We start from the raw sequence: 24,505 nt of genomic DNA, 5'->3' as shown, positions 1-24,505 counted from the left end.
ACGCGCCGTCCGCGATCGGTCATCCGCGGGCTGCCGCGGGAACGGTCACAACCCCGCCTTCCTCCCGTACCGGCCACCGTCGGCCGGGGATCGCCACCGCCAGATCGGATCTGGCGGGCCGTCTGGCGCCTTCGAGGTGAGGCCGGCACAACACCACAGCTTCCCGGCCTCGTTGAAACAAGCGATCAGTCGGGCGGCACGCCCGTACGGCTGTCGAGAACACCGACGAGGAGAGGTAGCGATTCATGAGCAACCGGAACACCGGCCTGGCCGTCGAGGCCGAGGGCCTGGTCCGGTCCTTCGGTTCGACCCGGGCACTCGACGGGCTGGACCTGCGGGTTCCCGCCGGCACCGTCTACGGGGTGCTGGGCCCGAACGGCGCCGGGAAGACCACCGCCGTACGGGTGCTGGCGACGCTGTTGCGCCCGGACGGCGGCACGGCCCGGGTCTTCGGGCACGACGTGGTGCGTGACGCCGACGCGGTGCGCTCCCGGGTGAGCCTGACCGGCCAGTACGCCTCGCTGGACGAGGACCTGACCGGGGCGGAGAACCTGGTCCTGCTGGGCCGGCTGCTCGGGCTGGGCCGGGCGGGCGCCCGGGACCGGGCCGAGCAGCTGCTCGCCGCGTTCGGGCTGACCGAGGCGGCGGGACGGCAGGTGAAGAAGTACTCCGGCGGGATGCGGCGGCGCATCGACATCGCCGCGAGCATCCTCAACACCCCGGATCTGCTGTTCCTCGACGAGCCGACCACCGGCCTGGACCCGCGCAGCCGCAACCAGGTGTGGGCGATCGTGCGGGCTGTGGTGGCGTACGGCACGACGGTGCTGCTGACCACGCAGTACCTGGACGAGGCGGACCAGCTCGCCGGCCGGATCGCTGTGGTCGACCACGGCCGGGTGATCGCGGAGGGCACCCCGGGCGAGTTGAAGGCGTCGATCGGCGCGGGCAGCGTCCACATCCGGCTGCGCGATCCGGAGCAGCGGCCGCAGGCCGAGCAGGTGCTACGGGCGTCGCTCGGCGTACCGGTGCAACTCGCCGCGGACCCGGCGGCGCTGACCGCCCGCGTCGGCGAGCACGGCACCGACCTGGAGGCCGGTACGCAGGCGGCGCGGGCGCTCGGCGAGCTGGCCGCCGCCGGCATCGTGGTGGACGACTTCTCCCTCGGCCAGCCCAGCCTGGACGAGGTCTTCCTGGCCCTGACCGACCACCCGGCCGTCCCGGCGGACGAGCGGGACGACGAACTGGAGGCGGCGCGATGAGCGACACCGCGATCACCACCGGGCGGGCGCCGTCCGTCTACATGCCGTCCGCCGAGGCGCTGGCCACCGTGCTCGCGCCGGCCGAGCGGCCGGCCCGGCCCGGCGCGCTGTCGGCGTCGCTGACGTTCGGCTGGCGCGCGCTGCTGAGGATCAAGCACGTGCCCGAGCAGCTCTTCGACGTGACCGCGTTCCCGATCATCATGGTGCTGATGTTCACGTACCTGTTCGGTGGCGCGCTCGCCGACAGCCCGCGTGCGTACCTCCAGTTCTTCCTGCCCGGCATCATGGTCACGAGCGTCGTGATGATCACCATGTACACCGGGGTCGGGCTCAACAGCGACATCGAGAAGGGCGTCTTCGACCGGATCCGTACGCTGCCGGTCTGGCGGCCGTCGGCACTCGTCGGGATGATCTTCGGCGACGTGCTGCGCTACGTCCTGGCCGCCGTGGTCATCCTCACAGTGGGCGTGGTGCTCGGCTTCCGTCCCGACGGCGGGCTGCTCGGGGTGCTGGCCGGAATCGGGCTGCTTGTGGTCTTCTCGTTCGCGTTCTCCTGGGTGTGGACGTTCTTCGGCCTGGTGCTGCGCAGCGAGAAGTCGGTGATGGGGACCAGCATGATGGTGCTGTTCCCGCTGACGTTCCTGAGCAACGTGTTCGTCGACCCGTCCACCATGCCCGGTTGGCTGCAGGCGTTCGTCAAGGTCAACCCGATCACCCAGCTCGTCACCTCGGTCCGCGCGGCGATGGCCGGCTCGATGGACGGCCCGAGCACCATGTGGATGCTGCTCTGGAGCGCCCTCTTCGTGGTCGTGTTCGGCACGCTGACGATGCACCGCTACAACCGTCGCTGACGTGACACCGGTGGCGGGGTCCACACGGCCCCGCCACCTCACCGGTCAGAGCCGCCAGGGCACCGGCTCGGCCGGCCGGTATCGGCAGGCGCCACCGGTGGTGACCGACTCGCGCAGGTGGGCGGCGAGCGCCGGATGCCGCTCGTCGATACGGCGCAGGGTGTCCCGGATCCGCCCGGTCACCGCCTTGCGCGCCCGTTCCGCCTGGTCGCCGAGACGCCGGCTGCGCCCGGCCAGCCCGGCGGCGGCACGCAACTGGTCGAGCAGCGCCGCGCGCTCGGCGTCCAGCTCGGCCAGCCGCCGCCCGTCGTCGCGCGTCGCCGCCCGGTCGATCTCGTCGTCGAGCCGCCGCAGATGCCGTCGGTAGCGGGACTTCGCCTCGTCGTCGAGCACCGGATCGGCGCCGAGGCGGCGCGCGGCGACGAGTTCCGGGCCGGCCGCCGGGTCGAGCAGTTCGACGGCGGGCACGTCCGTGCCGGGCCGGCTCAGCAGCAGCCGCAGGTCGTGCAGCCCTTTGGCGTCGGGCAGGTGCACCACGACGCCGTCGTACGCGAGGCGCCACACCGGCCCGTCCGGCCGGAACTCGGGCCGGATCACGTCCGTACCGCCCGCGCCGGGGTCGGGCGGCCGCGCGTTGCCGTGCACCACACCCACCCGGGACAGGCCCGACGCGCCCCGGCGGCCGGACGACGACGCGACGGCCAGGGCCGGAGCGCCCGCACCGAGCCGGGCCGCCACCGGCGCGACCACGGCGGACGCCGCCGCCGGGGCGGGATCCGTCGCGCCCAGCCGGTCCACCACCTGGACCATTCCCAGCGACCGCGCCTCGGCCACCGTCTCGGCCCGCAGCCGCCGCGCCTCGGCCGCGTCGCCCGGCCCGTCGCGCCCGGCGAGCGCGCCCACCAGCCCGGCCCGGGCCAGCACCGACCAGGGCCGGGCGCCCAGCCGGTCGGCGGCGTCCCGGGCCGCCGAGTAGCAGTCGATCGCCTCGTCCCACCGGCCCTCGGCCGCGTCCACACCGCCCAGCCACAGGTCGACCGGGCCGCCGATGTCGCAGCCGAACAACGCCGCCGCCCACTGCCCGCGGTGCGGGGCCAGGTCGGCACGCACCGCCGCGCACCGCGCCGGGTCGCCGTCCACTGCCGCCGCCTGCGCCCGCAAACGCAGCCACAGCGGCGACACCGACCGGGGGTACGCGGTGCCCGCGGCCTCGATCGCGGCGGTGAGCCGCAGCACGGTGGCCGCGTCGCCGCGCTCGGCGGCGGTGATCGCCCGGAGCAGCTCGGCCTGCGGGTGCGCGGCGCCCACCCGGTCGAGCACCGCCTCGGCCTCGGTGACGCGGCCGTACAGCAGCAGCACCGACCAGCGCATGTGGTGCGTCATGAACGCGTGGTCGGAGTGCCCCGGCTCGCGGTAGCTCTCCGCCTCGGCGAAGCACGCCTCGGCGGTGGCGAGGTCACCGCGGAACGCGGCGATGATCGCGCTGTCGGCGGTCGCCGCCACCCGCTGCCGGGCCACGTCGCCGCGTCGCGCGCCGGTCACGAACGCGGTCAGCTCGTGCCGGTAGCCCGGATCGCCCAGCTCCAGCAACGCGACCCAGCGCAGCGCCGTGGCCCACAGCTCGGTCTCCCGGTCGCCGCCACGACGGGCCACCTCGCGGATCTCAGCGGTCACCACGGCTCGTTCGTGCGCGGTGCCGAGCCCCCAGGTGGTGTCGTGGCGGGCCCACAGGCTGAAGGTGAGCGCCTCGTCGTCGCGGCCGTGCCGGGCGAGCGTCTCGGTGGCCGTGATCAGGTCGGTGACCAGCGCGCGTACCGGCCGCTCCGGCTCCGGTTCCGCGATCAACCGCCGGTACGCCTCCCGGACCAGCTCGGCGGCGTCGAGCCTGCGGCGGGTGGCGGAGTGCTGCCGGTGCGCGATGAGCGCCACCCGGGTCAGCGCGCCGGGATCGGGCAGTTCCCGGGCCAGCGCGGCGGCCTCGGCCAGCAGCCGCTCGACCTCGGCCGGTGGGCCGGCGTGGTGCAACAGCCCGGTCAGTTCCAGCAGTACGCGGACCCGCCGGCCGGGCTCGCCGGTCAGTTCCAGCGCGCGCCGGTAGTGCCGTACCGACTCGTCAACGGCGATCCGGCCGCCGGCGTCGCGGGCGGCGGCCAGCAGCAGGTCACCGGCGCGTTCCGGCTCCAGCTCGGCGCCGGCCAGCCAGGCGTGCCGGGCCAGGTGTGCCGGGCTGAGTACGCCGGCGAGCACGTCCGACCGGTCGGCGGCCCGGACCACGGCCGCGTGCCGGGCCCGCCGATCGTCGTCGGCCAGTCCGTCGTAGAGCGTCTCGCGGACCAGGTCGTGCACGAAGACGAACCGTCCGTCGCTCCGGGGCAGCACCAGCCGGGCCGCGGCGGCGCGGCCGAGCAACCGGTCGACCTGCGCGACCGGGACGGGTACGCAGGCGGCGAGCGTCAGCCTGTCGAACTCGCGGCCGAGCACCGCGGCCACTGTGAGCGCCTCGACCACCGGGACGGGCAGCTGGTCGAGCCGGCGGCGCACCACCTCCCGTACGCCGGGGGCGACGGTGTCGGTGAGGCCGTGGGTGTGCCAGAGCCGGGCGGTCTGCTCCACGAAGAACGGGTTCCCGCCGGTGCGCCGGTGCACCTCGGCGACCAGGTTCGCGTCGGGGTCCCGGCCGGCGGTGCGGGCCATCAGCGCGGCCACCTCGGCGCGGTCGAGCCCGGCGAGGGTGACTGTGGTCGCCTTGGCGGTGAGCGGCAGCAGCCACGGCCGCAGCGGGTGCTCGACGGATTCGACTTCGGCGTCCCGGTAGGTGCCGATCAGCAGCAGGCGCTCGAACCAGGCGTGCTGGGTGACGAACTGGAGCAGCCGCAGCGACGCCGGGTCGGCCCAGTGCAGGTCGTCGAAGACCACGGCGACCGGGCGGTGCTGGGCGACGGCGACCAGGGCGGCGGTCACCGCGTCGTGCCTGTCGAACTCGGCCCGGCCCGCGTCGCCCGGCCCGTCCGGGTCGCCCGGCTCGGCCGCGTGCGTGTCGCCCGGCCCGGCCGTGTCGCCGGGCTCGGTCGTGTCGCCGGGCTCGGTCGCCTCCGCGGTGTCGCCCGCCGCGCGCTCGCCGAGCAGTGCCGCCAGGCCCGCGTCGGCCGCCTCCCGCACCCCGCGCCGGTCGTCGGCGGACCGGGCCAGCCGCCGCAAGACCTGCACCCACGGCCAGTAGTCGGGTGCGGTGTCGGAGTCCCAGCAGGCGGCGCCGAGCACCAGCGCCCCGCTGCGACGGGCCTCGTCGGCGGCGGCCGAGACCAGTGTGGTCTTGCCGATGCCCGGCTCGCCGGTGACCAGGACGAGACCGCCGTGGCTGTCGACCAGCCGGGCCACCTCGGCGCGCAGCAGCGCGGCGGGATGCTCCCGACCGATGATGTGTTGGCCGAACCTCGGCTCCATGACCTCACGACGCTAGTCGAAGGGTCCGACAAACCGGGGAAGCGTTCAGATCCGCGCGTCGGTGACGACGTGCGCGCACGCCGGGCAGGCGGCCGGTCCCTGTTCGGCGAACCATCGGCAGGTACGCCGGATCGCGCACTTCGGCAACGTCTCCTCGGCGGGCGGGGCGGTCTCGGCGTACGAGGCGGCCATCCGGGCGCCCAGCCCGCAGTGCGAGCCGGTCCAGAAGCCGCAGGACGAGGTGACGCACGGGCCGGCGAGCCGGGCCCGCGACTCGATCGGCTCGTCCGAGTCTCCGAGCCCGGCGAGCGCCACCTCGGCCGGTACGGCCGGGGTCACGTATGCCACCCGGCCCGCCGGAGTGATCATGCCGAGGAACACGGTGGCGTTCGACGCCGGGGTGCTCGGGCACATCCGCTCCGGCGTGCCGGCCGGCCGGGCGGCGTCGGTCACCGCTGGATCCAGAACCCGATGTCGTTGATCTTCTGTCCGAGGTCCTGGGCGAACGGGCCGTCGATGACCCAGAGGCCGTACCACTCGGGACGCAGCTTGATGTTGCCGTGGCCGACGGTCAGCGGGTTGGTCAGCTTGGCGTCGGCGGTACGCAGGGCGGCCAGGCCGGCCTTCTGGATCTCCGCGGCGATCAGGGTCTGCTGCTCGGGGCTCAGGTCGACGCCGTCGACCACGAAGCGGAACTCGTTGCGGGCCATGTGCTACCTCCGGTCACTCGTACGATTCGGTGCCCAGCCCGCGACGCAGGCTGGTGCGGGTGAAGGCCGCCCAGCCGGCGTGCGAGGCGGCGTCGGTGCGGTGCCCGGCGCGGGCGAGCACCCGGGCGGCGTGCTCCGCCCAGCGGTGGGCGGTCGCCGCTGCGTCGCCCCACAGTTCGCGGCAGGCCGCGACCGCGAACGCGACCTGTTCCGGCGCGCCGGTGAACCCGGCGGGTCCGTCGGCGACCCGGATCGTGCCGTCCGGGCGGACCCGCACGCTCGGGAAGTGGTGGTGCAGGCTGGCCAGCGTGGCCAGGTGGGTGGCGTCCCGCCGACCGGCGGCGAACCCGGCGCGCAGCTCGTCGTCGCGGCGGTGCCGGATCCCGTGCAGCACCAGCGCGTCGCCGGCCGCCTCGATCCGGGCGACCACCTGCACCGGCACGCTCCAGGCCGACGGCGAGTTCGCCGACCAGAACGCCAGCCAGGCGGCGAGCCGGGCGTGGAAGTCGGCCTGGACGGCGACCGCGGGCGCGGACCCGTCGGGTGCGCGCAGCGCGGCGGTGGCGATGCGGTCCCTGGTGATGAGCGGCGTCGCGGGGCGGCTCGGAGCGGCCGCCGCGGCGCCGGTGGTGGAGGCGACGGCCAGGCCGGTCACTGTGACCGCCGAGGCCGCCGCCGCGCCGGCGAGCAGTCGCCGACGGTCGAATGGATGTCCGTTGTCGTTCATCGTCGGCCCTTCGTCGACGGCAGTGGCCCGACGCTATCGACCGGAAGCGATCAGAAAAACACCCTGAGTGACGGGAGGCCGACAGGAAAACCGGGGATACCCGGCGGCGTGAACGACTGTTCCTGTGCCGCGTTCACGCCGTGGCGGACGGGAATCGCTCGGAGGTCCATGTCGAGCGGGTGAGGTTCCCCCGTCACGCCGAGGCGCGTGGCGACCACGACGAGGGCGTCGGCGCGGTGAACGCGACCGATCCGCACATGCCCACCTCTTGATATCAATAGATGCCTATCTATAGGCTTGCGGCGTTCCGCTCACCCCCATCCCAAGGAGTGTGAACCATGCGTACGCCCAAGCTGTCCCGGATCCTCGCCACCCTCGCGGCCGCGACGCTGGCAGCGCTCGGCGCGGTAGCCGTCAACCCGGCTCCGGCCTCCGCCGCCGTCCGCAACGTCTGCTACAACATCAGCCAGGCCGGCCCGTTCGCCAACACGGCGGTGCAGGCGGCGGCGATCTGGAACAACTACACGAACAACATCAACATGGCTCAGTGCGGGTCCAACCTGCGGATCACCTACACCTACGGCGGCGGCTCGTACGCCCAGCGCACCAGCCTCGGCAACGGCCGCGTGGTGATCGACTACTACCAGGCCCAGCAGTACTCGCCGCTGCGCATCATGACCCACGAGATCGGCCACATCCTCGGCCTGCCGGACAACTACAACGGCAACTGCGCCATCCTGATGTCCGGTGGCAGCGCCGGTACGAGCTGCACCAACCCGTACCCCAGCTCCGCCGAGGCCGCCCGGGTCGACTCGCTGTTCGGCTTCGCCGCCCGCAGCGCGACGCCCGCCCAGGTCTTCACCGGCAGCTGGCCGGCCGCCGCGACGGTGGGCGCCCAGCGCTGACGACGCCGTGACGACGGGGTCGGCGGGTCAGCGCCGGCCCCGTCCGCGCGTCCCGCGCCGGCCGGACGCGGCGTCGTCGGCGAGATCCGCCGCGCGGCGGCTCAGCCCCTCGACCCGCTCCCGGATCCGGCGCAGCGCCTCGGCGTCCCCGTCCACGTCGGACACCTCGTCGAGCAGGTCGACGTAGTCGGCGGCCAGCCGCCGGTACGCCGGGGCGACCGGGCCGACGTACCGGTCCAGGTCGATGATCTGCTGGGCGAGAACCGCGGTGGCGGCGCCGAGCGCGGCCCGCTCGTCGGCGCGTGCGTCCCGCCCGGCCCGGCGCGCGTCGGCCAGGCGTCCGGCCCGCCGGCCGCCCAGCCAGAGCACCGCCGCACCGGCCACCACTCCGGCCACCGCGCCGCCGGCCAGCAGGTACCGGGGCAGCGACGGGCTGATGGTACGGGCCCCGTCCGGCACCAGACCGGCCCGGACGAGCCGGTCGTAGTTGAGCACTATCACCTTCAGCGCCTCGACCGGCCGGTCCACGAACGCGTCCGCGCCCCGGCTGATCGTGGTCTCGGCGACGATGGCCCGCCCGAGGTCACGCGGGCCGTCGCCGCCGAGGCGGGAACAGCCGTACGTGTCCCAGTCCTCGCCGTCGCGGCTCATCGCCAGCACCAGCGTGCCCTGCGTGGCGCGTTCGGTGTCGTCGCACGCCTCCCGCAGGTCGGCGCCCGGCTGCATGATCAGCACCACCAGCCGCCGGTTGCCGATGACCCGTTCGGCGGCGGCCCGGTCCAGGTCCACTCCGGGCGCCGCGTAGACCGAGGAGCCGCGTACCTGCCGGGCGGCCGGACCGTCCAGGATGCCGCCGGTCCACAGTGCCCAGCCCGCCAGCGCCAGGCAGACGAGCACCGCCCGGCCGAACGCGGTGCCGACCAGGCGGCCGAGCAGCCGGCGCGGGCCGGTCGCGACGGCGTCACGACGGGTCGCCGTCCGCTCGGGACGGGTCGCGACGCGGCTCACGACAGCCTCGCCCGCAGGTAGACGTCCGGCCGGTAGCCGGGCATCCGCACGTCCCGGGCCACGTCGTCCAACTCGGCCGCCGCGTCGGCGAGCAGTTCGCGTACGTGCCGGTCGGGCAACCCCTCGTCGAACGCGTCCCGGGCCGCCCGCAACCGGCCCACGCCCCGGACCAGCGCCGGGTCGCTGCGCGCGCCGGTGAGCAGCGACAGCTCCACCGCCAGCGCGGAGAGCCCGGCCAGCCGGGCCGGCGTGCCGCCGGGACCGACGTCGGCCGGACGGCGTCCGGACCCCCGCACGGTACGGATCGACAGCACCACGAAACCCGCCACGCACCCGGCGAAGATCCAGGGCAGCGCCGGCAACGCCACCCGCAGCGGGTCGAACGGCCGGTACGGCAGCGGACGGTCGAACAGCCCCGCGTACCGCACGTCGGTGACCTGGGCCAGATACGCGCCGAGCACGTTCTCCTGGGGATAGGCGTAACGGCCGAGCCGCCCGCCGAACTGGGCGTAGAAGCTCGCGCCCGCCACCTCGGCGAACGACGCCGCACCCGGACCGTGGTACTCGATCCAGTCGCCGTACATCACCACCAGCGGCTGGTCCGGGGCGAGCCGGTGCAGCGCCGGCCCGTACGCGGGCAGCGGCTCCCCGTACGGCTGGGCGGGCAGCACCACGAACCAGGCGCCGTCCGGGAAGGCGGCGCCCGCGGCCTTCTCCGGCAGCCGGGTCAGCGTGGCGCCGGAGCCCACGTACCGGCCGGTGGCCCGCAGCGCGGCGACCACCGGGGCCAGTTCCGGGCCGGTCGGCTCCCGCCAGAGCAGGTCGTCGCCGTCCGACGGGGTCGGCTGGTCGTGCAACTCGGCCAGCAGCGTGAGCAGCGGGCCGGTCACGTCGCCGGTGGCGAACCGGGCCCGCCAGCCCGGCAGGTCGTCCGGCGAGGCCACGTAGAGACCACCGCTGACCTCGGTACCGACGATCCGGATCTCCGCCTTCTCCACGTCCTTCACCCGCCGGCGTTCGGTCTCGTCCAGGCCGGGCGGGGCGACCAGGATGCGGGTGCCCCGGTCACCGATGGCGGCCCGGACCCGCTGCTCGTCCCAGCGCGCGACCGCCCCCGGCAGCCGCACCACCGGCTCGGCGGCGACCAGCGCCGTCATCTCCTCGACCGAGGGCACGCTCGCGTCGCTCAACTCCCCGGCCGAGCCCTCCGGCAGTGCGGCTGCCGACGGGGAACGCCCGTAGCTGACCTCGACGCTCTGCCGCTGCGCCACCAGGAACACCACGAGCACCGCCGCCGCGGCGGCCAGCAGCGACCAGCGCAGCAGCTCCCGGCGTACCCTCGTCACCGCCCGGCCCGCCACAGCTCGTCGGCGCGGCGGGCGTGCTCGGCCGCCGCGCGGGCCGCGTCGGCGCCGCTGCGCCCGGCGGCGAGCAACTCGGCGTGGGCCAGCAACCGCTCGGCCTCCGGCACCGTCGCCCGGGACGCGTCCCGGCTGACTGTGGCGTCGTGGATCGCCGCCCGCGCCGACGACCAGGCGACCCGTCGGTCCTCGGCCCGGACGCGCCGCCGGGGCAGCGAGACGGCGACGAAACCGGCGGCCACCGCCACCAGGCCACCGCCCAGCCACTGCAGCACGCTCGCGGTCATGATCCCTGTCTAACGCACCGCCGCCAGCGCCGCGCGCCGAGGGGGCGGTGCGCCGCCGGCCCGCCACCTACTACGACGACGAACGGCCCTCGTTGAATCCCTCGATGAATCCTTCCGCGAACCCGGAGACGACACATCCGACACAGCACAGGATCACCAGCAGTGCCGGCACCGCGACCCACAGCACGATCGCCCACCTGCCCATCCCCTCGCTCGGCTGCTCCACGTACGCAGGCGGGTAGTACGGCTGCTGGTGGTACGGCTGCTGATACGGATCCTGCTGATAGGGATCGTGAGGATGCATCCGGCCATCGTGCCCACCGCCCGCGAGCGCCGGAAGATCCGAACGGTCCGCCGATCCTGCCGCGACGGCCCTCTCGTCACGCCCGGTGCGCATCGAGGTGACTCAGCACCGTCTGGTTGGCCTCCCACCCGTCGGGGAACTTCACCGGCACGTCCAGGTGCACCCGCTCGGTCGACGGATACGCGTCGAGCAGCTCACCGATCCCGGCCCGCGCCACCACCACGCAGGCGTGCCGGTGCCGTGACGCCAGCACGCACAGCCGCCCCGACTCCAGGTGGAACGCGGTGGCGTCGCGCCGGCCGGAGAGCGGGTGCAGCACGATCGTCACGTCGTACTCCCGGCCCTGCAGCCGGTTGGCGGTGTCCACCGTGACGCCCGCCCCGGCGGCGCCCAGCCGGGACCGGATGGCCGCGACCTGGTCGCGGTGCGCGGCACCGACGGCGATCCGGTCCGCGGTGACCGGCGCGCCGCCGGGAGCGGCCTCGCTCACCGCGACCGCGCCGCGCCGCAGCACCCGCAACGCCAGCTCCGCGCAGGCCGCGGCAGCCTCCCCGTCGGTACGCACGGTGTGCCGGGCCGGCAGCTCGTGCAACGCCCAGCCGGTGGCGGCGGCCACCTCGACCGAGGCGTCGTAGCTGTCACCCGCGCCCGGTTCGGTGAACGTCAGCGCCCGGTCGGACGGCCCGGTCCCGGCGCGGAACCCGGTGAACGGGTAGAACGCGGCGGACACCACAGGCGCGGCCGAGTCGGGCAGCCGCCACGACACCGGAAGCCGGTGCACCGGCAGCTCCGGGTTGTGCCGCAGCAGCGTGGCCACCGCCGACTGCATCGGATCCCAGGTCAGCCCGGTCCAGCGGAACGTCTCCACGGTGCTGAACGGATCGAGCTGGCCGGGATCACCGACGAACAGCGCCCGCTCGAACCGCCCCGCCACGCGCAGCAGCGCGTCCGCGCGCATCTGGTACGCCTCGTCCACGATCGCCCACGGCCAGCTCCCCTCGGTCACGGTGGCCCACTTGGCCGCCGTACCGATGGTGACCGCCGGGCCGCCCAGGTCGGCGACCTTCGCCGCGACCCGGACCGCCGGGTGGGCGGTGACCCGCTCGGTGGGCCGGTAGTCGGTCGCGGAGAGCCGCCCGACGCGCAGCTCCGGCGCCCTGCGGCCGAGCCGGTCGACGAGGTCGTCCACCTGCTCGTTGGTCTGCGCCACGATCATCAGCGGGTCGCCGGTGGCGGCGGTCTCGACGGCGGCGCGGACGACGAGCGTGGACTTCCCGGCGCCGGGTGGCGAGTCCACGACGACGCCGCGGTGCGTGCCGTCACGCAGATCCCGCAGCACACGCTGGATCACCTGCTCGGCTTCGTGCAAGGAAGGGCCCCCTTTTAACGTCTCCGGTAGAGGCGGGGCCCCTTCTTAACACGTGCCGGCACGGCGCGGCTCCGGCACCTGCGCTTCGGGTCGTACCGTCGAGGGCTCGCGGTGTGCGCGAGCAGACGCCTACGGCTTGCGGGCGAGCAGCCCGACGAACGTGTGGTACGTGTCGGTCTGCTGCGGGGCCGGCGCGTCCGGGTCCGGACGCCACTCCGCCAGCGGCACCAGGCCCGGCTCCAGCGGCGTCAGCCCGTCGGCGAAGGCGAGGATCTCCTCGTCGGTACGCCAACGACCGGTGCCGAGCGACTCGTTGAACACCCGCTCGACCTCGCGGGCCTTGCGGGAACCCTCCGGATCCCGCTCACCCGGGTCTCGGAAGTGCGAGATCGCGACGTAACTGCCGGACGGCAGCGCGTCGATCAACGCCGCCGCCACCGATCGCGGGTCCTCGTCGTCGCCGATGTGGTGCAGGATCGCGAACAGCAGCAGCCCGATCGGGCGGTCGAAGTCGAGGAACCGGCGGACGTCCGGGTCGTTGAGGATCTCCTCCGGCTCCCGGATGTCGGCCTGGATCACCGTCGCGGTGCCCTCCGCGGCGAGCAGCGCCCGCCCGTGCGCCAGGACGATCGGGTCGTTGTCCACGTACACCACGCGGGCGGCCGGGTTGTGCTCGACGGCGACCTCGTGCACGTTCCCCTGGGTGGGCAGGCCCGACCCGATGTCGAGGAACTGGTCGATGCCCGCCTCGGTGACGAGGTACCGGATCACCCGGCGCAGGAACGCCCGGTTCGCCTGACCGGCGGCCGGCCCGTCCGGCGTGATCCGCAGGGCGTGCTCGGCGACCCTCCGGTCGACCTCGAAGTTGTCCTTGCCGCCCAGGAAGTAGTCGTAGACCCGGGCCACGCTGGGAACGGTGACGTCAATTCCGGGCGGTGCGGCCTTGTCGCGGGTCACAGGCGTCTCCAGGCTCCGTGGGCGGTTCCGGGCGTTTTCGGGAGTGTAGCGACCGTACAGGGTGGATGGTCGCCCCGTTTGGACCGCTCCCGGCGGTCCGGCCCACCACCAAGACGCTCATCGATCGACACGCCGAGACAGCCCCGGGTGTCAACCCAGCTCCGTCGTGCCGCACGGCCCGCCGTGACCATCCCGTTGGCCGCAGCGCCCACCGTCGGGCAGCCGCACGTCGCACCAGACCCGGTACCGCAGGTGCTGGGCGTCCTCCTCGCTGAGCGTCGTCTCGCCGAAGTCGACGGCATCCAGATGGCCGAGCGACCGGGCGAGCGCGGCGGCCAGTTCCCCGGCTGGTCAGCGTGGTCGGCAGGTGGATTATCCAGCGCGGCTCAGCCATCGTCGCCGCGCCGCCGGCAGCCGTTGTGGCGGGCCTGCCACTGCCGCAGCGCCTGGCGGATCCGCTCCGACTCGGCGCGAGCGGTGGTCGGGTCCCGGTGCAGCCGGTCCATCTCGTCGGCGACCCGGCACAGGTAGTCGTGCACCTGCGCCGGGTCCAGCCCGCGCCAGCGGGTGTCGAACACGGCGCTGCGCACCTGGTACGCCTGCACCCGCTCCCCGGTCACGTAGATCACGACCTCACCACCCCGACCACCACGGCCTCGTCGGGCAGCCCGGCCGCGGCGAGCGTCGCCCTCCCCCACCGGGCCAGCCGGCAGGGGTACGGGACGCGCTCGCTACGGCACAGCGGTCCCTGCGGCCAGCGCTCGGGCACGTGTACGCGCACGGCCAGCGCGGCGGCGAGCAGATCCTCGTCGGTGACAGGGGTGAGGACGGGGAAGTCGGCGAGTACGGCTGACATCGGCAGGCGCCTCCGGGTCGGGTCTCATGGAGTGGCGCCGGGGCGGGCGGGGACGGCGGAAGCCGCGATCGGGGGACGCGGTGCCACCGGAGCCCAGCACCCGCCCCGGGCCATGCGCTGACCCTCAGTCCTTCCCTGCAGGCGGCGCATGCCCTGATGATCGTGGCCGCCATGCACACGCCGCATACGCTCGGTCACCATCACGAGACGCCGAGCGATATGCACGGTGCGTATACCGGGCCGCTCCGAAACGGGTTGAATGGCTAGGCTCGACTTCGGACACGGGTTCTCCGCGAACGGCGAGGTTGCCGGTGACACCTGCGAGCTGCCCCCGCTGCGGCGGCCGCCTGGCGCGCGACAACGGCACGGGACGCTGCGCGCCCTGCCAGGCCGCCGAACGCGACCGCCTCAGCGCGCCGCCCGCCGTACCCGATTCGTTCTGGGATCATGAACCGGTGCGGAAAGCGCTGGCCCGGCGGCATCTCGGGCAGGTGATCCGGGCGTACCGCCACCACCCGTACCACGGGCGGAGCCCGCTGCCGCAGAGCATCGTCGCGGGGTGGCTGGGGATCACGCAGGCGCAGTTGAGCCGGATCGAGAACGGGCCGGCCCTGGTGCATCTCGACCGGCTGACGCATTGGGCGACAGTGCTCTGCATCCCGCCGAGGTCTCTCTGGTTCTCAGTCGGTCCAGACTCTCCGGCCGACGGGATCCGCGCAACACCAGACCTGGGCCGGCGAACCCTCCTGGCCGGCATCGCCGCGGTGTCGGCAGGAGCCGGGCTGGTCGGGGTCGCCGAGCAGCCCCGGCCCCGCCGTATCGGCAACCACCGAAGCGCGCTGACCCTCCTCGGTCGCGCGAGTGATCAGTTCGAGCGTGTGGATCCCGAACGCGAGCCGACCTGGATGGCCTTCTACGACCGTGGCGAACTGCTAGCCCAGTACGGCCGCGTGTACCGCGACATGGCCCGGCAGACCGGCACGCACGCGGCACAGGCGGTGCGGAGCGTCGAAAATGCGATCGTCGCCTTCGGCCCGGCGAACGTCCGCAGCATGGTCCTGAACGAGGTCGGCTTGTGCAGCGCGCTCTTCCTCACTGATGAGCCCGAGCGGGCAGTCGCGGTCGGCACGCGCGTGGTCGAGCAGTCGCGTGCGCTGAGTTCCAGTCGAGTGGTTGATCGAGTACTCAACCTGCGGCGCGATCTCGGACGGCACCGCCACCTTCCCCTCGTTGCCGAATTCGATCGGACACTCACCGCACGAGCTGCGGCCACGGTATGAGCGGACGGTTCTCGGAAGAAGCGATGACCCGCGCCATGCGGGAGATCGCCAGCGGACTTCAGGTGCCGGCCGAGGATGCCCGCCTCCTGCGGCTGACCAACAACGCCGTGTTCGCGTTGCCGGATTCCGGGCTCGTCATACGCATCGCGCGGACGCACCGGCTCCGGGATCGGGTGACGAAGGTCGTTCAGCTCGCGCGATGGTTCGCCGAGCTGGACGCGCCCACGATCCGGCTGGCGCCTGGCGTGGCGCAGCCGGTTGCGGTCGGTGACTTGGCCGCCTCGGTATGGGCCTACGTGCCACCCACTCGGCCTACTCCGACGGTGGATGACCTCGGCTCGGCGCTGCGGCGGTTTCATGCGCTCGGATCCCCGCCCTTCTCCCTGGCCACGTGGGATCCGATCGGGGATGCGCGCCGACGCCTGGCGGATGCCGACGGCTTGAGCGCAGAGGATCACGACTATCTGATGACGTGGTGCGACCGCTTGGAGCCGCAGGTCGCCGAGCTCAACCAGGGGTCGTCGCACTCGCTCATCCACGGGGACGCGCACGTCGGCAACCTGCTCCGGAATGCGTCGGGCGGCATCCTGCTCTGCGACTTCGACGCCACTTGTCTCGGGCCTTGGCAGGTGGACCTGGCAGCGGTCGCCGTGGGCGAGGCCCGCTTCGGGAAGACTGGGGCGCATCGGGCGCTCGCCGAAGCGTACGGCTACGACGTGACGTCCGACCGCGACTGGCCGCTACTGCGGGAAGCCCGCGAGCTCAAGATGATCGCTGCTGCGACGCCGCTTCTCGCAGGTTCGGCGAGCGTGGCGGCCGAATTCGCCAACCGATTGAAGTCAGTCACACGAAGCGATCACGGTCTGCGTTGGACGCCATACGCTGATCTCGTCTGATCGCCCCTTCGCCGAGCGCCTGCGGCTCGGTGGGATCCTGGTCACGTGGGGGAGAATCTGCGACTACGCCGCCGGACCGCAGCAGAGGCCGAGGGCCTGGTGAACCAGCTCGTGGACGTGTACCTCGACGCGCACGCCGACGACGGTCCGCGCTATACGGCCGAGCGGTACGAACGGCAGCTCGCGGCACACATGCCCCGGGAACGCTGGGAGCTGGTGACGGCCCGCGTCGATGACAAGCTGGTCGGTTACGTCTACGGCTTCCCACTCGGAGCCGATACGCGTTGGTGGGACGGCATCCAAGAGCCGGTGCTGGACGGCTTCACGGACGAGAACGGGCGCCGGACTTTCGCAGTCTGTGAATTGCTGGTGCGGCGATCGTGGCAACGTCAGGGTATCGCGCGGGCGCTCCACGACCGGCTCCTGAGCACCCGGCGGGAAGAGAGGGCGACGCTGCTCGTACGGCCTGACAACGCCGCCGCCCAGCAGGCGTATGACTCCTGGGGTTGGCGACCGGCCGGGTGGCTGCAGCCGACGCGCGAGGGCGCGCCTCTGTTCCAAGTCCGCACGAAGGAACTCACTTCGAGCTCCTAGAGCCTCCAGAGCACAAGCCGCAGGGCCTTCTTCCAGCCCTGCGGCACCATCCGATGGGCCGCCGCGACCTCCGGTCCGGTCGAATCGACGTGGTTCCCGATCACTAGCCGTTCAGTGGAAGGAGGTCCAGAGTTGGCATGACAGTATGTCGATCATGGCAGATGCGGCTCTCGACCTCCGCCTTCGCGAAGCAGCTGCTGCTTGGCTTACGGAACGAACACAGCGCCAGCAGGAGCTGGCGACAAAGGCAGAGCTAGCGCAGTTCATCTTCGAAGGCCGACGAGTCGCTCTCCTAGATCCACAGCGGGGTATCCGCAAGCCAGCGTTTCTCGATGCAGCGCTGTCCATCCGCACGCGCTTCACGCCGCCTGGCCAGCTACCGCCCTACGAGGACCGAGAGGGACCGGATGGGCTCCTCCGATACAAGTACCGCGGAGATGATCCCAACCACCACGAGAATGTCGCACTGCGTCGCGCATACGAGCACAGGCTGCCACTAATCTGGTTCGTGGGTATCGCGCCTGCTCTCTACTTGCCGCGCTACCCGGTGTGGCTCATTGCGGACGAGCCGGAAGAACTGCAGTTCGTGGTAGCGCTTGACGAAGCGCAGCGGTTGATCCAGCCCGGGAATGCAGCCGACACGGAGAGGCGACGGTACGTCGAACGCTTGACGAAACTACGGCTCCATCAGCCAGTTTTCCGGGCTCGAGTGCTACAGGCCTATGGAAACACCTGCACGGTCTGCCAACTACGCCACCGGTCGCTGCTGGATGCTGCCCACATCATCCCGGACGGCCAACCGGCGGGCGATCCGGTCGTCCCCAACGGCCTGGCCCTCTGCAAGATCCATCATGCGGCATTCGATCAGAACATCATCGGAATCCGACCCGACCTCCGAGTCGAGGTGCGTCCCGACATCCTGAAGGAAGTCGATGGACCGATGCTGCGTCATGGAATCCAGGAGATGCATGGATGCCACATCGCGCTGCCTAGGGAGCGCTCTGCTCATCCCCATCGTCGAAGGCTTGAGGCACGCTACGAACAATTTCGGGCGGCTGCCTAGAAGACCGCCTGTCAACTGGGCTCTGTCGGCCGGGCTGGCGCTGGCAGCACTCGGGACAACAGCATCCCCGCGCCACCGGCGACCACCCCGACCATCGTCCCGGTGACCAGCCTCGACATCACCGCCACACCCCGCGACAACGCCTCCCGCGCCCCCGGCACCAGCCCGTCCGGCCGCAGCGCGTCCATCCCCAGCGACGAGTCCCAGAACACCTGGTGACCGACCGCCAGGAACACCCCGTACAGCGCCCCGATCACCACAGCAGTCAGGAACGGGCGCGGTGGCCGCCGCCACAGCACGGCGACCACCCAGCACAGCGGCGGTCCGAGCGCCGGCAGCGCGGCCACGGCCGTGCCCTCCGGCACGACGTCCAGGTCGTGCAGCGCCACGGGCGGAACGGCCAACGCGGCGAGCGCAACCAACGCCGGCCAGGAGAACCCGAGGGTACGGCGACCCGCGCTCATCGCATCGCCTCCGACGGGACCGAAGCCGACGTCGGTACGGGAGCCGACACCGAGCCCGGCGCGGTCGCGCGCGCGAACTTCAGCAACGCGACGAACGCGAGTACGGCCGTCACCGCATCCCCGGCGAAGCGCACCCGGTGACCGGCGACGAACTCGGCCGCCACCTGGGGCAGGTACGCCGGCGAGTGCGTCCCCTCCGGGGCCACGAACATGATCTCGTTGCGCGGCCAGAGGAAGACAGCGGAGAACAGGAACTCGCAGACGACGAACACGGCTGTGGCGCCGGCGACCCACCAGCGCAGCCGGCGGTCGCGCCAGGTGAGCAGTGTCGCGGCGACGCTGCTGAGGATCACCGATGCGCCGAGCGGCGGGAAGTAGTCGTGCGGGCCGCCGTGGACGAGGAACTCGCGGGCCCGGTCGAGCGAGGCGGGCGGGTCGCTGAAGATGTTCGGGTAGAACATGACGGTCTCGGCGGCGACCCCGCCGAGCGACATCATCGACGCCCAGACCATCACAATAAGGGCAAGCCAGGTCAGTCGCGGGCGCACCATGAGGGTTCTCCTCACGTTTCGCGGACGCCATCGACGCTAGCCTCGGTGATTCACGGCGACCTGGTACAGGGTCAGGTTTGTGGCGCGGCGTGCGCGGAAGCGCCTCTGCGGCAAGGGATGCGGCGCCGTCTCATCGATCATCTTGTCTTGGCTGGGTGCACTTTGCGGTGCGGGTGCTGTCGGAGGCAGTGCCGAGGTCGCTGGCGGTGATCGGTACTCCGGGTAGCCGCGCCGTGGGTTCGGCGGCGAGGCCGTCCAGGGTGAGTTCGAGGTATCGGGCGGGCAGTGATCGCCCGAGGTGGGCGGGGAGTTCGGGTAGGTGGCAGGTGAGTAGGCTGATCAGCAGAATGAGGTCACCGGTGCCGATGTCCGAGCGCAGAGCGCCGTCGGCCTGCGCCGCGTGGACCAGCTCGTCCACCTGGGCCATCCAGCGCAGTCGAGCCCGCGTCAGGTCGGGGTCGGCGATGAACGCGTCTGGTAGTGCGACCTTCAACGCCGCGGACAGCGCGCCCAACTGTGGCGCGGCGCACTGTCGGACCAACCGGCGCAGCGCTCGCCACGCGTCTGGCTCTTCGGCCGCGGCGGCCTGGGTCAGCGCGGCCAGCCGCTCGATGTAGTCGGCGGCTACCGCCCGGGTGAGTTCCTCTCGCTCGGGAAAACGCCGGTAGAGGGTGCCCACCCCTACTTGCGCGCGGCGGGCGATCTCCTCCATCGGTACGGCTGCACCGGCCTCGGCGAACAGTTCACGAGCGGCCGACACGATGCGTTCCCGGTTGCGGCGGGCGTCCGCGCGCAGTGGCACGCTGTCAGTGGTGGTCACGGCACCGAGGATAACTGGACGATTGCCTTCCGGTTCGCTACCTTCACAATCGGAAGCTGATCATCCAGTTATGGCGGTGTCATGATTCTTGTTACCGGTGCCACCGGCACCATCGGCCGTCACCTGCTACGCCAACTCGTCGATGCCGGCACGCCGGTACGCGCGTTCGTGCGGAACCCTGGTCAGAGGGAGGCGTCGGGCTGCGAGTTCGCGGAAGGCGACTTCGACCGGCCCGACAGCGTCGCGGCGGCCCTTGCCGGCGTCGACCGCCTCTTCCTCAACACCAGCGCCAGCCCGTCCCTGGTGCGCCAGCAGACCGACGCGATCGACGCCGCCCGCGTCGCCGGTGTCCGCCAGATCGTCAAGGTATCGGTGCAGGACGCGTCGCCGACAGCCGGGCTCGCCCGCGGCTGGCACGGCCAGATCGAGGAACACCTCAAGCGGTCGGGCGTTCCGTGGGCAGTGCTCAAGCCCAACAGCTACATGCAGAACTTCCTCGCCGACGCGCCCGACATCGCCGACGGCGGACAGTTCTTCGGCGCCTACCGCGACGGGGCGATCGCCTATGTCGACTGCCGGGACATCGCCGGATGCGCGGCGGCGCTGCTGACCCGGCCGATCGGAGACGAGCAGACCTTCGTGCTGACCGGGCCGGAGGGGCTAACCCACGAAGACATCGCCGCCCGGTTCACGGTCGCACTCGACCGCCGCATCCGCTATGTCGACTTGACGCCCGAGGACATGGCCGGCCGCCTGATCAACCGCTATGGCCTGCCCGCAGCCGTGGCGATGGAGGCAAGCGAGACGATGGTCTACCTGGCCTCCGGTGCCTGGAGCGCCCCGACCACCGCCATCGCGGATCTCACCGGACGCGAACCACGCGCGTTCCAGGACTTCCTCGCCGACCATCTCGACGCGTTCCGCCCCGGGCCGGGCTGACCGCGGCGTTGCCGGCCGGGCCCCGCCGCCGTGGTCCTCTACCGGGCGATCCGGCGCAGGCGGAGGATGCGCTGGCCGCGATCAGGTCGGTGAGCGGCAGCGCGATGGCGGAGTTGCGGGCGACGCTCGGCACGCTGCGCCGCGAACCGGGGCCACGGGAACCGGTCCCGGGCTTCGACCGGCTCCCGGCGCTCGTGGACGGCGTACGCCGGGGTGGATGCGGCGTGCAGGTCGTCATGCTCACCACGTTCGACGACGAGTACCTGTTCGAGGCGATCCGCGCCGGGGCAGCGGGTTTCCTGCTCAAGGACACCCCACCCGACGCGCTGCGGGACGCGGTCCGGACCGTCGCCGGTGGCGACGCGCTGCTCTCCCCCGCCGTCACCCGGCGGGTGCCCGCCGCGGCAGCCCGCTCACCGGTGGCCGATCCCGCACGGCTGGCCGGGCTGACGGCACGGGAACGGGACGTACTGGCGCAGGTGGGCGCCGGGCGGTCCAACGCGGAGATCGGGCAGGCGTTGTTCCTGAGCCCCGACACCGCCCGCACCTGTGTGAGCCGGCTGCTCCAGAAGCTGAACGCCCGCGACCGGGCGCAGCTCGTCGTGATCGCGTACGAGAGCGGGCTGGTCCGCCCCGGCGAGGGCTGAGCCGCGCCGGGGCGGGTCGCAGTCAGGCCGACGCCGGGTCCGCCGGTTCCGGTGCCGCGTGCCGGCCGCCGCCGTTGCGCCGTTCGTCGCCGTGCCCCGGCCACCACGCCTTGTGGCCGATCAGCCCGGTCAGCGCCGGCACGAAGAACATCGACATGACGAACGCGGACAGCACGATACCGATGGCCACCGCGAAGCCCATCTGCTGGAGGAACGAGATCGGCGCGAGCATCAGCACCCCGAACGTGCCGGCCAGGATCAGCCCGGCGGCGGCGACTGTCGGCCCGGCGTGTTCCACACCGATCGCGGCGGCCTGGTGCGGTTCGTGGCCCTCGCGTGCCTCCTCGCGTAGCCGGGCGATCATCAGGATGTTGTAGTCGGTGCCGATCGCCACCACGAACAGGTAGAGGATGATCGGTAGCTGGAACGTCACGCCCGGGTTGCCCTGGAGCCCCTGGAACACGTAGACGGTGGCGCCGAGCGTGGCGGCGAAGTTGAGCAGCACCGCGATCACCAGGTAGACCGGCGCGACGAGGCTGCGCAGCAGCAGCGCCAGGATGATCGCGATCAGGAGGGCGGCCACCGGCAGGATCACCGACAGGTCCCTGTTGTTAGCCGAGTTGATGTCCGCGAAGATCGCCGTGGTGCCGCCGACCAGCGCCCTGGTGCCCGGCGGAGCCGCCTCGTGCAGGGACTTCCGCAGGTCGTCCCGTACGAGCGTGATCGCCTCGTTGGACATCGGGTTCTCGTTCAGCAGCAGGTTGATCCGGACGACGCTCGGGTCGGTGGCGCTACGCTCCGGCGGCTGCGCCTGCCCGACACCGGGTGCGCGCGCCGACGCGGCGGCGAAGTCGTTCACCTGCTGCTCGGTGAGCGGGGTGCCGTTGCCGGTGGTCAGGTAGACCTCGGTGGGCGCGAGCGCCCCGGCGGCGAACCCGCGCTGGAGGTCCTGGGCGGCCCGCGCCGACTCGGTGTCCTGCGGGAACCCGGCGCCGAAGTCGTAGTCGGCCTTGTAGCCGAGCACACCGGCGGCGAGCGCGACGAGCAGCGCGCCCGAAGCGGCGGCCACCACGGCCGGGCGGCGGCCGACGACGGCGCCGAGCCGCCGGGACAGGGTCGCCTTGGGCGGGCGCTGCCACGCCTTCGACGGCCAGAACACCCACCGGCCGAGCAGCGACACGAGCGCCGGGATCAGGGTCAGCGAGGTGACGAGCATGACGCCGACGGCGATGGCGAGCGCCGGGCCGAGCGACCCGAAGAAGCCGAGCGAGGCGAGCAGCAGCACCAGGAACGCCACGATGACCGCACCGGCGGCGGAGGTGATGACCTCGCCGACCCGCTGCACCGAGACGATCATCGCGGTGCGCTTGTCGTCGCCTGCCCGAAGCCGCTCCCGGTAGCGGAACAGCAGGAACAGGATGTAGTCGGTGCCGATGCCGAACAGCACGATCAGCAGGATGGTCTGGAGGTCCTGGCTGACGTTGAGGTCGAACGCCTTGCCGGCGGCGGCGACCAGCCCGGTGGTGACGGACATGACGACGCTGATGACCACGACCGGCAGCAGCGCGGCGATCGGGCTGCGGAAGATGATCAGGATCAGTCCGATGATGAGGACGATGGTGGCGACACCGACGACGGCGAACGCCTCGTTGAACGTGTCCTCGTTGTCGACGAAGCTCGCCACGTCGCCCGCCACCCCGGCGGTCAGGCCGCTGCCGGTCAGGTCCGGCCCGAGGGCGGCGCGCAGGTCGCGTACCGCGTCGAGCAGGCGCGGGTCGTCGGGGCTGTCGGCGTCGAGACCGACGGTGACCACCTGCACGGACTTGTCCGGCGCGACGGCCTGCGGGCCGGTGAGATAGCCGGAGGTCTCCGGGATGTTCCGGGCCTTGAGCGCGGCGGCGAGCTGCCCCACGCGCGCCTCGTCGGCCGCGGTCAGCGGTCTGCCGTCGCTGCGTTTGACGACGACCGTCGCGGTGGCGGTGGCGGCCTGCGGGAACGACTTCGCGCCCAGCTCGGTGGCCTGCACCGACTCGTAGGTGCGCGGCAGGAAGCTCTCCTGGTCCGCGGAGGTGATGTCGCTCAGCGAAGGACTGGCGGCGATGATCGCGATCGCGGCGACGACCCAGCCGCCGATCACCCACCACGCCTTGCCCACGACGAATCTGCCCAGGCGCTCGAACATCGCTTCCCCCGTGTGTTCGGCTGTGTCGCACGCGATCCTACGCCGCGTGAGCAATCCCTTTCGGACGGCTCGCGGACTTTCGCCGATGATCCGGGTGGTCGAGGATCGGCTGATGAGCGCGACGCTGCCCGGTCCCGGGGTGCTGACGGCCTGGTTGGCGGCGACGGCGCCGGTGCTCGCGTCACCGCTGCTCGCCGCCGTGCTGGCGGCCCGGCGGCCCGCGACGGCCCTGGGCGTGTCCACGTTGGTCGCGACGGCGCTTCTCGCGTTGTCGCTGGCGTTCTTCCGGTGGGTCGTGCCGCTGACCGGCGAGGCCCGCTGGGGGCGGGCGCTGCTCGGCGGCGCGGCGCTCGCGGTGGCCGGAGCGCTGATCGGGTACGCAGTGGGCGGGCACCTGCCCCACCGGGCCCGCCCGGCGTCGCGGCGCGGCTGTCTGATCGGCGGGCTCGCCGTGGTGTTCGGCGCGCTGCTGGCGCAGTCCGCGGTACGGCTCGGCGCCGAGGACAGCACGATCGGGCAACCCCCTCGGGAGTACGGCGGCGTCAGCCCCTACTCGACGTCGGCGGGCCGGTCCACGGCACCGGCCGCCGGGGCGTACGCGATCTTCGCGGTGGGCTTCTCCCCGGCGGACCCGGACTGTCGCGTCACCGGCGGCGGCGCGGAGGTGCGGACGGCCGAGCCGGTCTCCGTCCCGCCGGGCGGCTACGGCGGCGACGCCGCGACGTCCGCCTGGGTGGCCACGGTACGGGTGCCCACGGCGGGGCTCTGGACGCTGGACTGCCGCACGGACGACCCGGAGGCGTCCTACGTGGTGGGTGACGTGCCGGAGATCCGGGGCGCGGTGGGCGAGTCGATCCACTGGCCGGTGGGCGTGATCTGGCTGCTCGGCGCGGCGCCCGGCCTGCTGATCGTCGGGGACACCGGCAGGCGACGGCGAGCCGTTCTCGCCGACGGCGCAGGCCGGTCCGACGGCGCGGCGTCCGGCGGAAGTGTCGTAGGGGTCTCGTAGCCTGGCGCGGTCATCGACGATC

Annotated in this window: 26 protein-coding genes and 1 pseudogene; 10 read left to right on the top strand and 17 right to left on the bottom strand. The window is 72.7% G+C overall.

What is annotated here, in order from left to right:
* Window positions 1-245: 245 nt before the first annotated feature.
* Window positions 246-1,259, top strand: a complete 1,014-nt coding sequence (locus O7622_RS09650) for an ATP-binding cassette domain-containing protein (RefSeq protein ID WP_282312989.1) — start codon at window positions 246-248, stop codon at window positions 1,257-1,259.
* Entirely contained in the window at window positions 1,256-2,110 is an 855-nt protein-coding gene (locus tag O7622_RS09645; RefSeq protein ID WP_282312988.1) for an ABC transporter permease, read from the top strand. The genes O7622_RS09650 and O7622_RS09645 overlap by 4 nt, the downstream gene beginning before the upstream one ends.
* Window positions 2,111-2,155: 45 nt before the next feature.
* Here O7622_RS09645 and O7622_RS09640 read toward each other — a convergent pair whose 3' ends face one another.
* Genes O7622_RS09640 through O7622_RS09625 form a run of 4 tightly spaced genes read right to left on the bottom strand, consistent with a single transcriptional unit; the run spans window position 2,156 to window position 6,991 of the window.
* A complete protein-coding gene (locus O7622_RS09640) occupies window positions 2,156-5,554 on the bottom strand; it encodes an AAA family ATPase (RefSeq protein WP_282312987.1) in 3,399 nt (1,132 codons plus the stop codon).
* A gap of 45 nt (window positions 5,555-5,599) precedes the next feature.
* Entirely contained in the window at window positions 5,600-6,007 is a 408-nt protein-coding gene (locus tag O7622_RS09635) for a hypothetical protein (RefSeq protein ID WP_013284306.1), read from the bottom strand.
* Window positions 6,004-6,264, bottom strand: coding sequence for a hypothetical protein (locus O7622_RS09630; protein WP_013284305.1), 261 nt, complete (start codon window positions 6,262-6,264; stop codon window positions 6,004-6,006). Before O7622_RS09630 ends, O7622_RS09635 begins: the two co-directional genes overlap by 4 nt.
* Window positions 6,265-6,277: 13 nt before the next feature.
* Window positions 6,278-6,991 carry a hypothetical protein gene (locus O7622_RS09625; protein WP_282312984.1) on the bottom strand — a complete coding sequence of 238 codons (714 nt, stop codon included), beginning with the start codon at window positions 6,989-6,991 and terminating at the stop codon, window positions 6,278-6,280.
* A gap of 338 nt (window positions 6,992-7,329) precedes the next feature.
* On the opposite strand from O7622_RS09625, the gene O7622_RS09620 reads away from it, so the two are divergent.
* A complete protein-coding gene (locus O7622_RS09620; RefSeq protein WP_282312982.1) occupies window positions 7,330-7,896 on the top strand; it encodes a snapalysin family zinc-dependent metalloprotease in 567 nt (188 codons plus the stop codon).
* A gap of 27 nt (window positions 7,897-7,923) precedes the next feature.
* Here O7622_RS09620 and O7622_RS09615 read toward each other — a convergent pair whose 3' ends face one another.
* From O7622_RS09615 to O7622_RS09580, 9 genes and pseudogenes are all read right to left on the bottom strand, one after another.
* Window positions 7,924-8,904 (bottom strand): hypothetical protein, encoded by a 981-nt coding sequence (locus O7622_RS09615; RefSeq protein WP_282312981.1) that lies wholly within the window; start codon window positions 8,902-8,904, stop codon window positions 7,924-7,926.
* On the bottom strand, window positions 8,901-10,250 hold the full coding sequence (locus O7622_RS09610) for a hypothetical protein (RefSeq protein WP_282312980.1): 1,350 nt from the start codon (window positions 10,248-10,250) through the stop codon (window positions 8,901-8,903). The genes O7622_RS09615 and O7622_RS09610 overlap by 4 nt, the downstream gene beginning before the upstream one ends.
* On the bottom strand, window positions 10,247-10,552 hold the full coding sequence (locus tag O7622_RS09605; RefSeq protein WP_282312979.1) for a DUF6403 family protein: 306 nt from the start codon (window positions 10,550-10,552) through the stop codon (window positions 10,247-10,249). Before O7622_RS09605 ends, O7622_RS09610 begins: the two co-directional genes overlap by 4 nt.
* Window positions 10,553-10,622: 70 nt before the next feature.
* The gene (locus O7622_RS09600) at window positions 10,623-10,856 is read right to left on the bottom strand and encodes a hypothetical protein (RefSeq protein ID WP_282312978.1); all 234 of its coding nucleotides are present in this window, start codon (window positions 10,854-10,856) and stop codon (window positions 10,623-10,625) included.
* Between the two features lie 76 nt (window positions 10,857-10,932).
* Complete coding sequence (locus tag O7622_RS09595; RefSeq protein ID WP_282312977.1) at window positions 10,933-12,225, bottom strand: AAA family ATPase; 1,293 nt, start codon at window positions 12,223-12,225, stop codon at window positions 10,933-10,935.
* Between the two features lie 129 nt (window positions 12,226-12,354).
* On the bottom strand, window positions 12,355-13,182 hold the full coding sequence (locus tag O7622_RS09590) for an SAM-dependent methyltransferase (protein WP_282312976.1): 828 nt from the start codon (window positions 13,180-13,182) through the stop codon (window positions 12,355-12,357).
* A gap of 150 nt (window positions 13,183-13,332) precedes the next feature.
* Window positions 13,333-13,576 (bottom strand): annotated as a pseudogene (locus O7622_RS29195) (hypothetical protein).
* The gene (locus O7622_RS09585; RefSeq protein WP_282312975.1) at window positions 13,569-13,811 is read right to left on the bottom strand and encodes a DivIVA domain-containing protein; all 243 of its coding nucleotides are present in this window, start codon (window positions 13,809-13,811) and stop codon (window positions 13,569-13,571) included. Before O7622_RS09585 ends, O7622_RS29195 begins: the two are co-directional and overlap by 8 nt.
* Window positions 13,808-14,038 carry a hypothetical protein gene (locus O7622_RS09580; RefSeq protein WP_282312973.1) on the bottom strand — a complete coding sequence of 77 codons (231 nt, stop codon included), beginning with the start codon at window positions 14,036-14,038 and terminating at the stop codon, window positions 13,808-13,810. The genes O7622_RS09585 and O7622_RS09580 overlap by 4 nt, the downstream gene beginning before the upstream one ends.
* 455 nt (window positions 14,039-14,493) lie before the next feature.
* Here O7622_RS09580 and O7622_RS09575 point away from each other — a divergent pair, with 455 nt between their 5' ends.
* The 4 genes from O7622_RS09575 to O7622_RS09560 all read left to right on the top strand — a co-directional run bounded on the left by O7622_RS09575 (window position 14,494) and on the right by O7622_RS09560 (window position 17,871).
* Complete coding sequence (locus tag O7622_RS09575; protein ID WP_282312971.1) at window positions 14,494-15,318, top strand: hypothetical protein; 825 nt, start codon at window positions 14,494-14,496, stop codon at window positions 15,316-15,318.
* Window positions 15,315-16,214, top strand: a complete 900-nt coding sequence (locus O7622_RS09570) for an aminoglycoside phosphotransferase family protein (RefSeq protein WP_282312970.1) — start codon at window positions 15,315-15,317, stop codon at window positions 16,212-16,214. Before O7622_RS09575 ends, O7622_RS09570 begins: the two co-directional genes overlap by 4 nt.
* 45 nt (window positions 16,215-16,259) lie before the next feature.
* The gene (locus tag O7622_RS09565; RefSeq protein WP_282312968.1) at window positions 16,260-16,808 is read left to right on the top strand and encodes a GNAT family N-acetyltransferase; all 549 of its coding nucleotides are present in this window, start codon (window positions 16,260-16,262) and stop codon (window positions 16,806-16,808) included.
* A gap of 145 nt (window positions 16,809-16,953) precedes the next feature.
* Window positions 16,954-17,871 carry an HNH endonuclease gene (locus O7622_RS09560; RefSeq protein ID WP_282312967.1) on the top strand — a complete coding sequence of 306 codons (918 nt, stop codon included), beginning with the start codon at window positions 16,954-16,956 and terminating at the stop codon, window positions 17,869-17,871.
* 11 nt (window positions 17,872-17,882) lie between these two features.
* Here O7622_RS09560 and O7622_RS09555 read toward each other — a convergent pair whose 3' ends face one another.
* From O7622_RS09555 to O7622_RS09545, 3 genes are all read right to left on the bottom strand, one after another.
* Window positions 17,883-18,335: a hypothetical protein gene (locus tag O7622_RS09555; RefSeq protein ID WP_282312965.1), complete on the bottom strand. Its 453-nt coding sequence runs from the start codon at window positions 18,333-18,335 to the stop codon at window positions 17,883-17,885.
* Complete coding sequence (locus O7622_RS09550) at window positions 18,332-18,886, bottom strand: DUF1772 domain-containing protein (protein ID WP_282312963.1); 555 nt, start codon at window positions 18,884-18,886, stop codon at window positions 18,332-18,334. Before O7622_RS09550 ends, O7622_RS09555 begins: the two co-directional genes overlap by 4 nt.
* A 130-nt stretch (window positions 18,887-19,016) precedes the next feature.
* The gene (locus tag O7622_RS09545) at window positions 19,017-19,706 is read right to left on the bottom strand and encodes a TetR/AcrR family transcriptional regulator (RefSeq protein ID WP_282312961.1); all 690 of its coding nucleotides are present in this window, start codon (window positions 19,704-19,706) and stop codon (window positions 19,017-19,019) included.
* 81 nt (window positions 19,707-19,787) lie between these two features.
* On the opposite strand from O7622_RS09545, the gene O7622_RS09540 reads away from it, so the two are divergent.
* Together O7622_RS09540 and O7622_RS09535 are read left to right on the top strand one after the other, a co-directional pair.
* Window positions 19,788-20,645: an SDR family oxidoreductase gene (locus tag O7622_RS09540; RefSeq protein ID WP_282312959.1), complete on the top strand. Its 858-nt coding sequence runs from the start codon at window positions 19,788-19,790 to the stop codon at window positions 20,643-20,645.
* A gap of 89 nt (window positions 20,646-20,734) precedes the next feature.
* Window positions 20,735-21,292 carry a response regulator transcription factor gene (locus O7622_RS09535; RefSeq protein WP_282312956.1) on the top strand — a complete coding sequence of 186 codons (558 nt, stop codon included), beginning with the start codon at window positions 20,735-20,737 and terminating at the stop codon, window positions 21,290-21,292.
* 22 nt (window positions 21,293-21,314) lie between these two features.
* Here O7622_RS09535 and O7622_RS09530 read toward each other — a convergent pair whose 3' ends face one another.
* Window positions 21,315-23,474, bottom strand: coding sequence for an MMPL family transporter (locus O7622_RS09530; RefSeq protein WP_282312954.1), 2,160 nt, complete (start codon window positions 23,472-23,474; stop codon window positions 21,315-21,317).
* A 112-nt stretch (window positions 23,475-23,586) separates the two neighbouring features.
* On the opposite strand from O7622_RS09530, the gene O7622_RS09525 reads away from it, so the two are divergent.
* Window positions 23,587-24,483: a hypothetical protein gene (locus tag O7622_RS09525; RefSeq protein ID WP_282312952.1), complete on the top strand. Its 897-nt coding sequence runs from the start codon at window positions 23,587-23,589 to the stop codon at window positions 24,481-24,483.
* Window positions 24,484-24,505: the final 22 nt, after the last annotated feature.

It is taken from the genome of Micromonospora sp. WMMD1076 (assembly GCF_029581475.1).
GTDB classification, from domain to species: domain Bacteria; phylum Actinomycetota; class Actinomycetes; order Mycobacteriales; family Micromonosporaceae; genus Micromonospora; species Micromonospora aurantiaca.
Note: the sequence above shows the minus strand (reverse complement) of the source record. Positions and strands in the feature narration are given on the sequence as shown.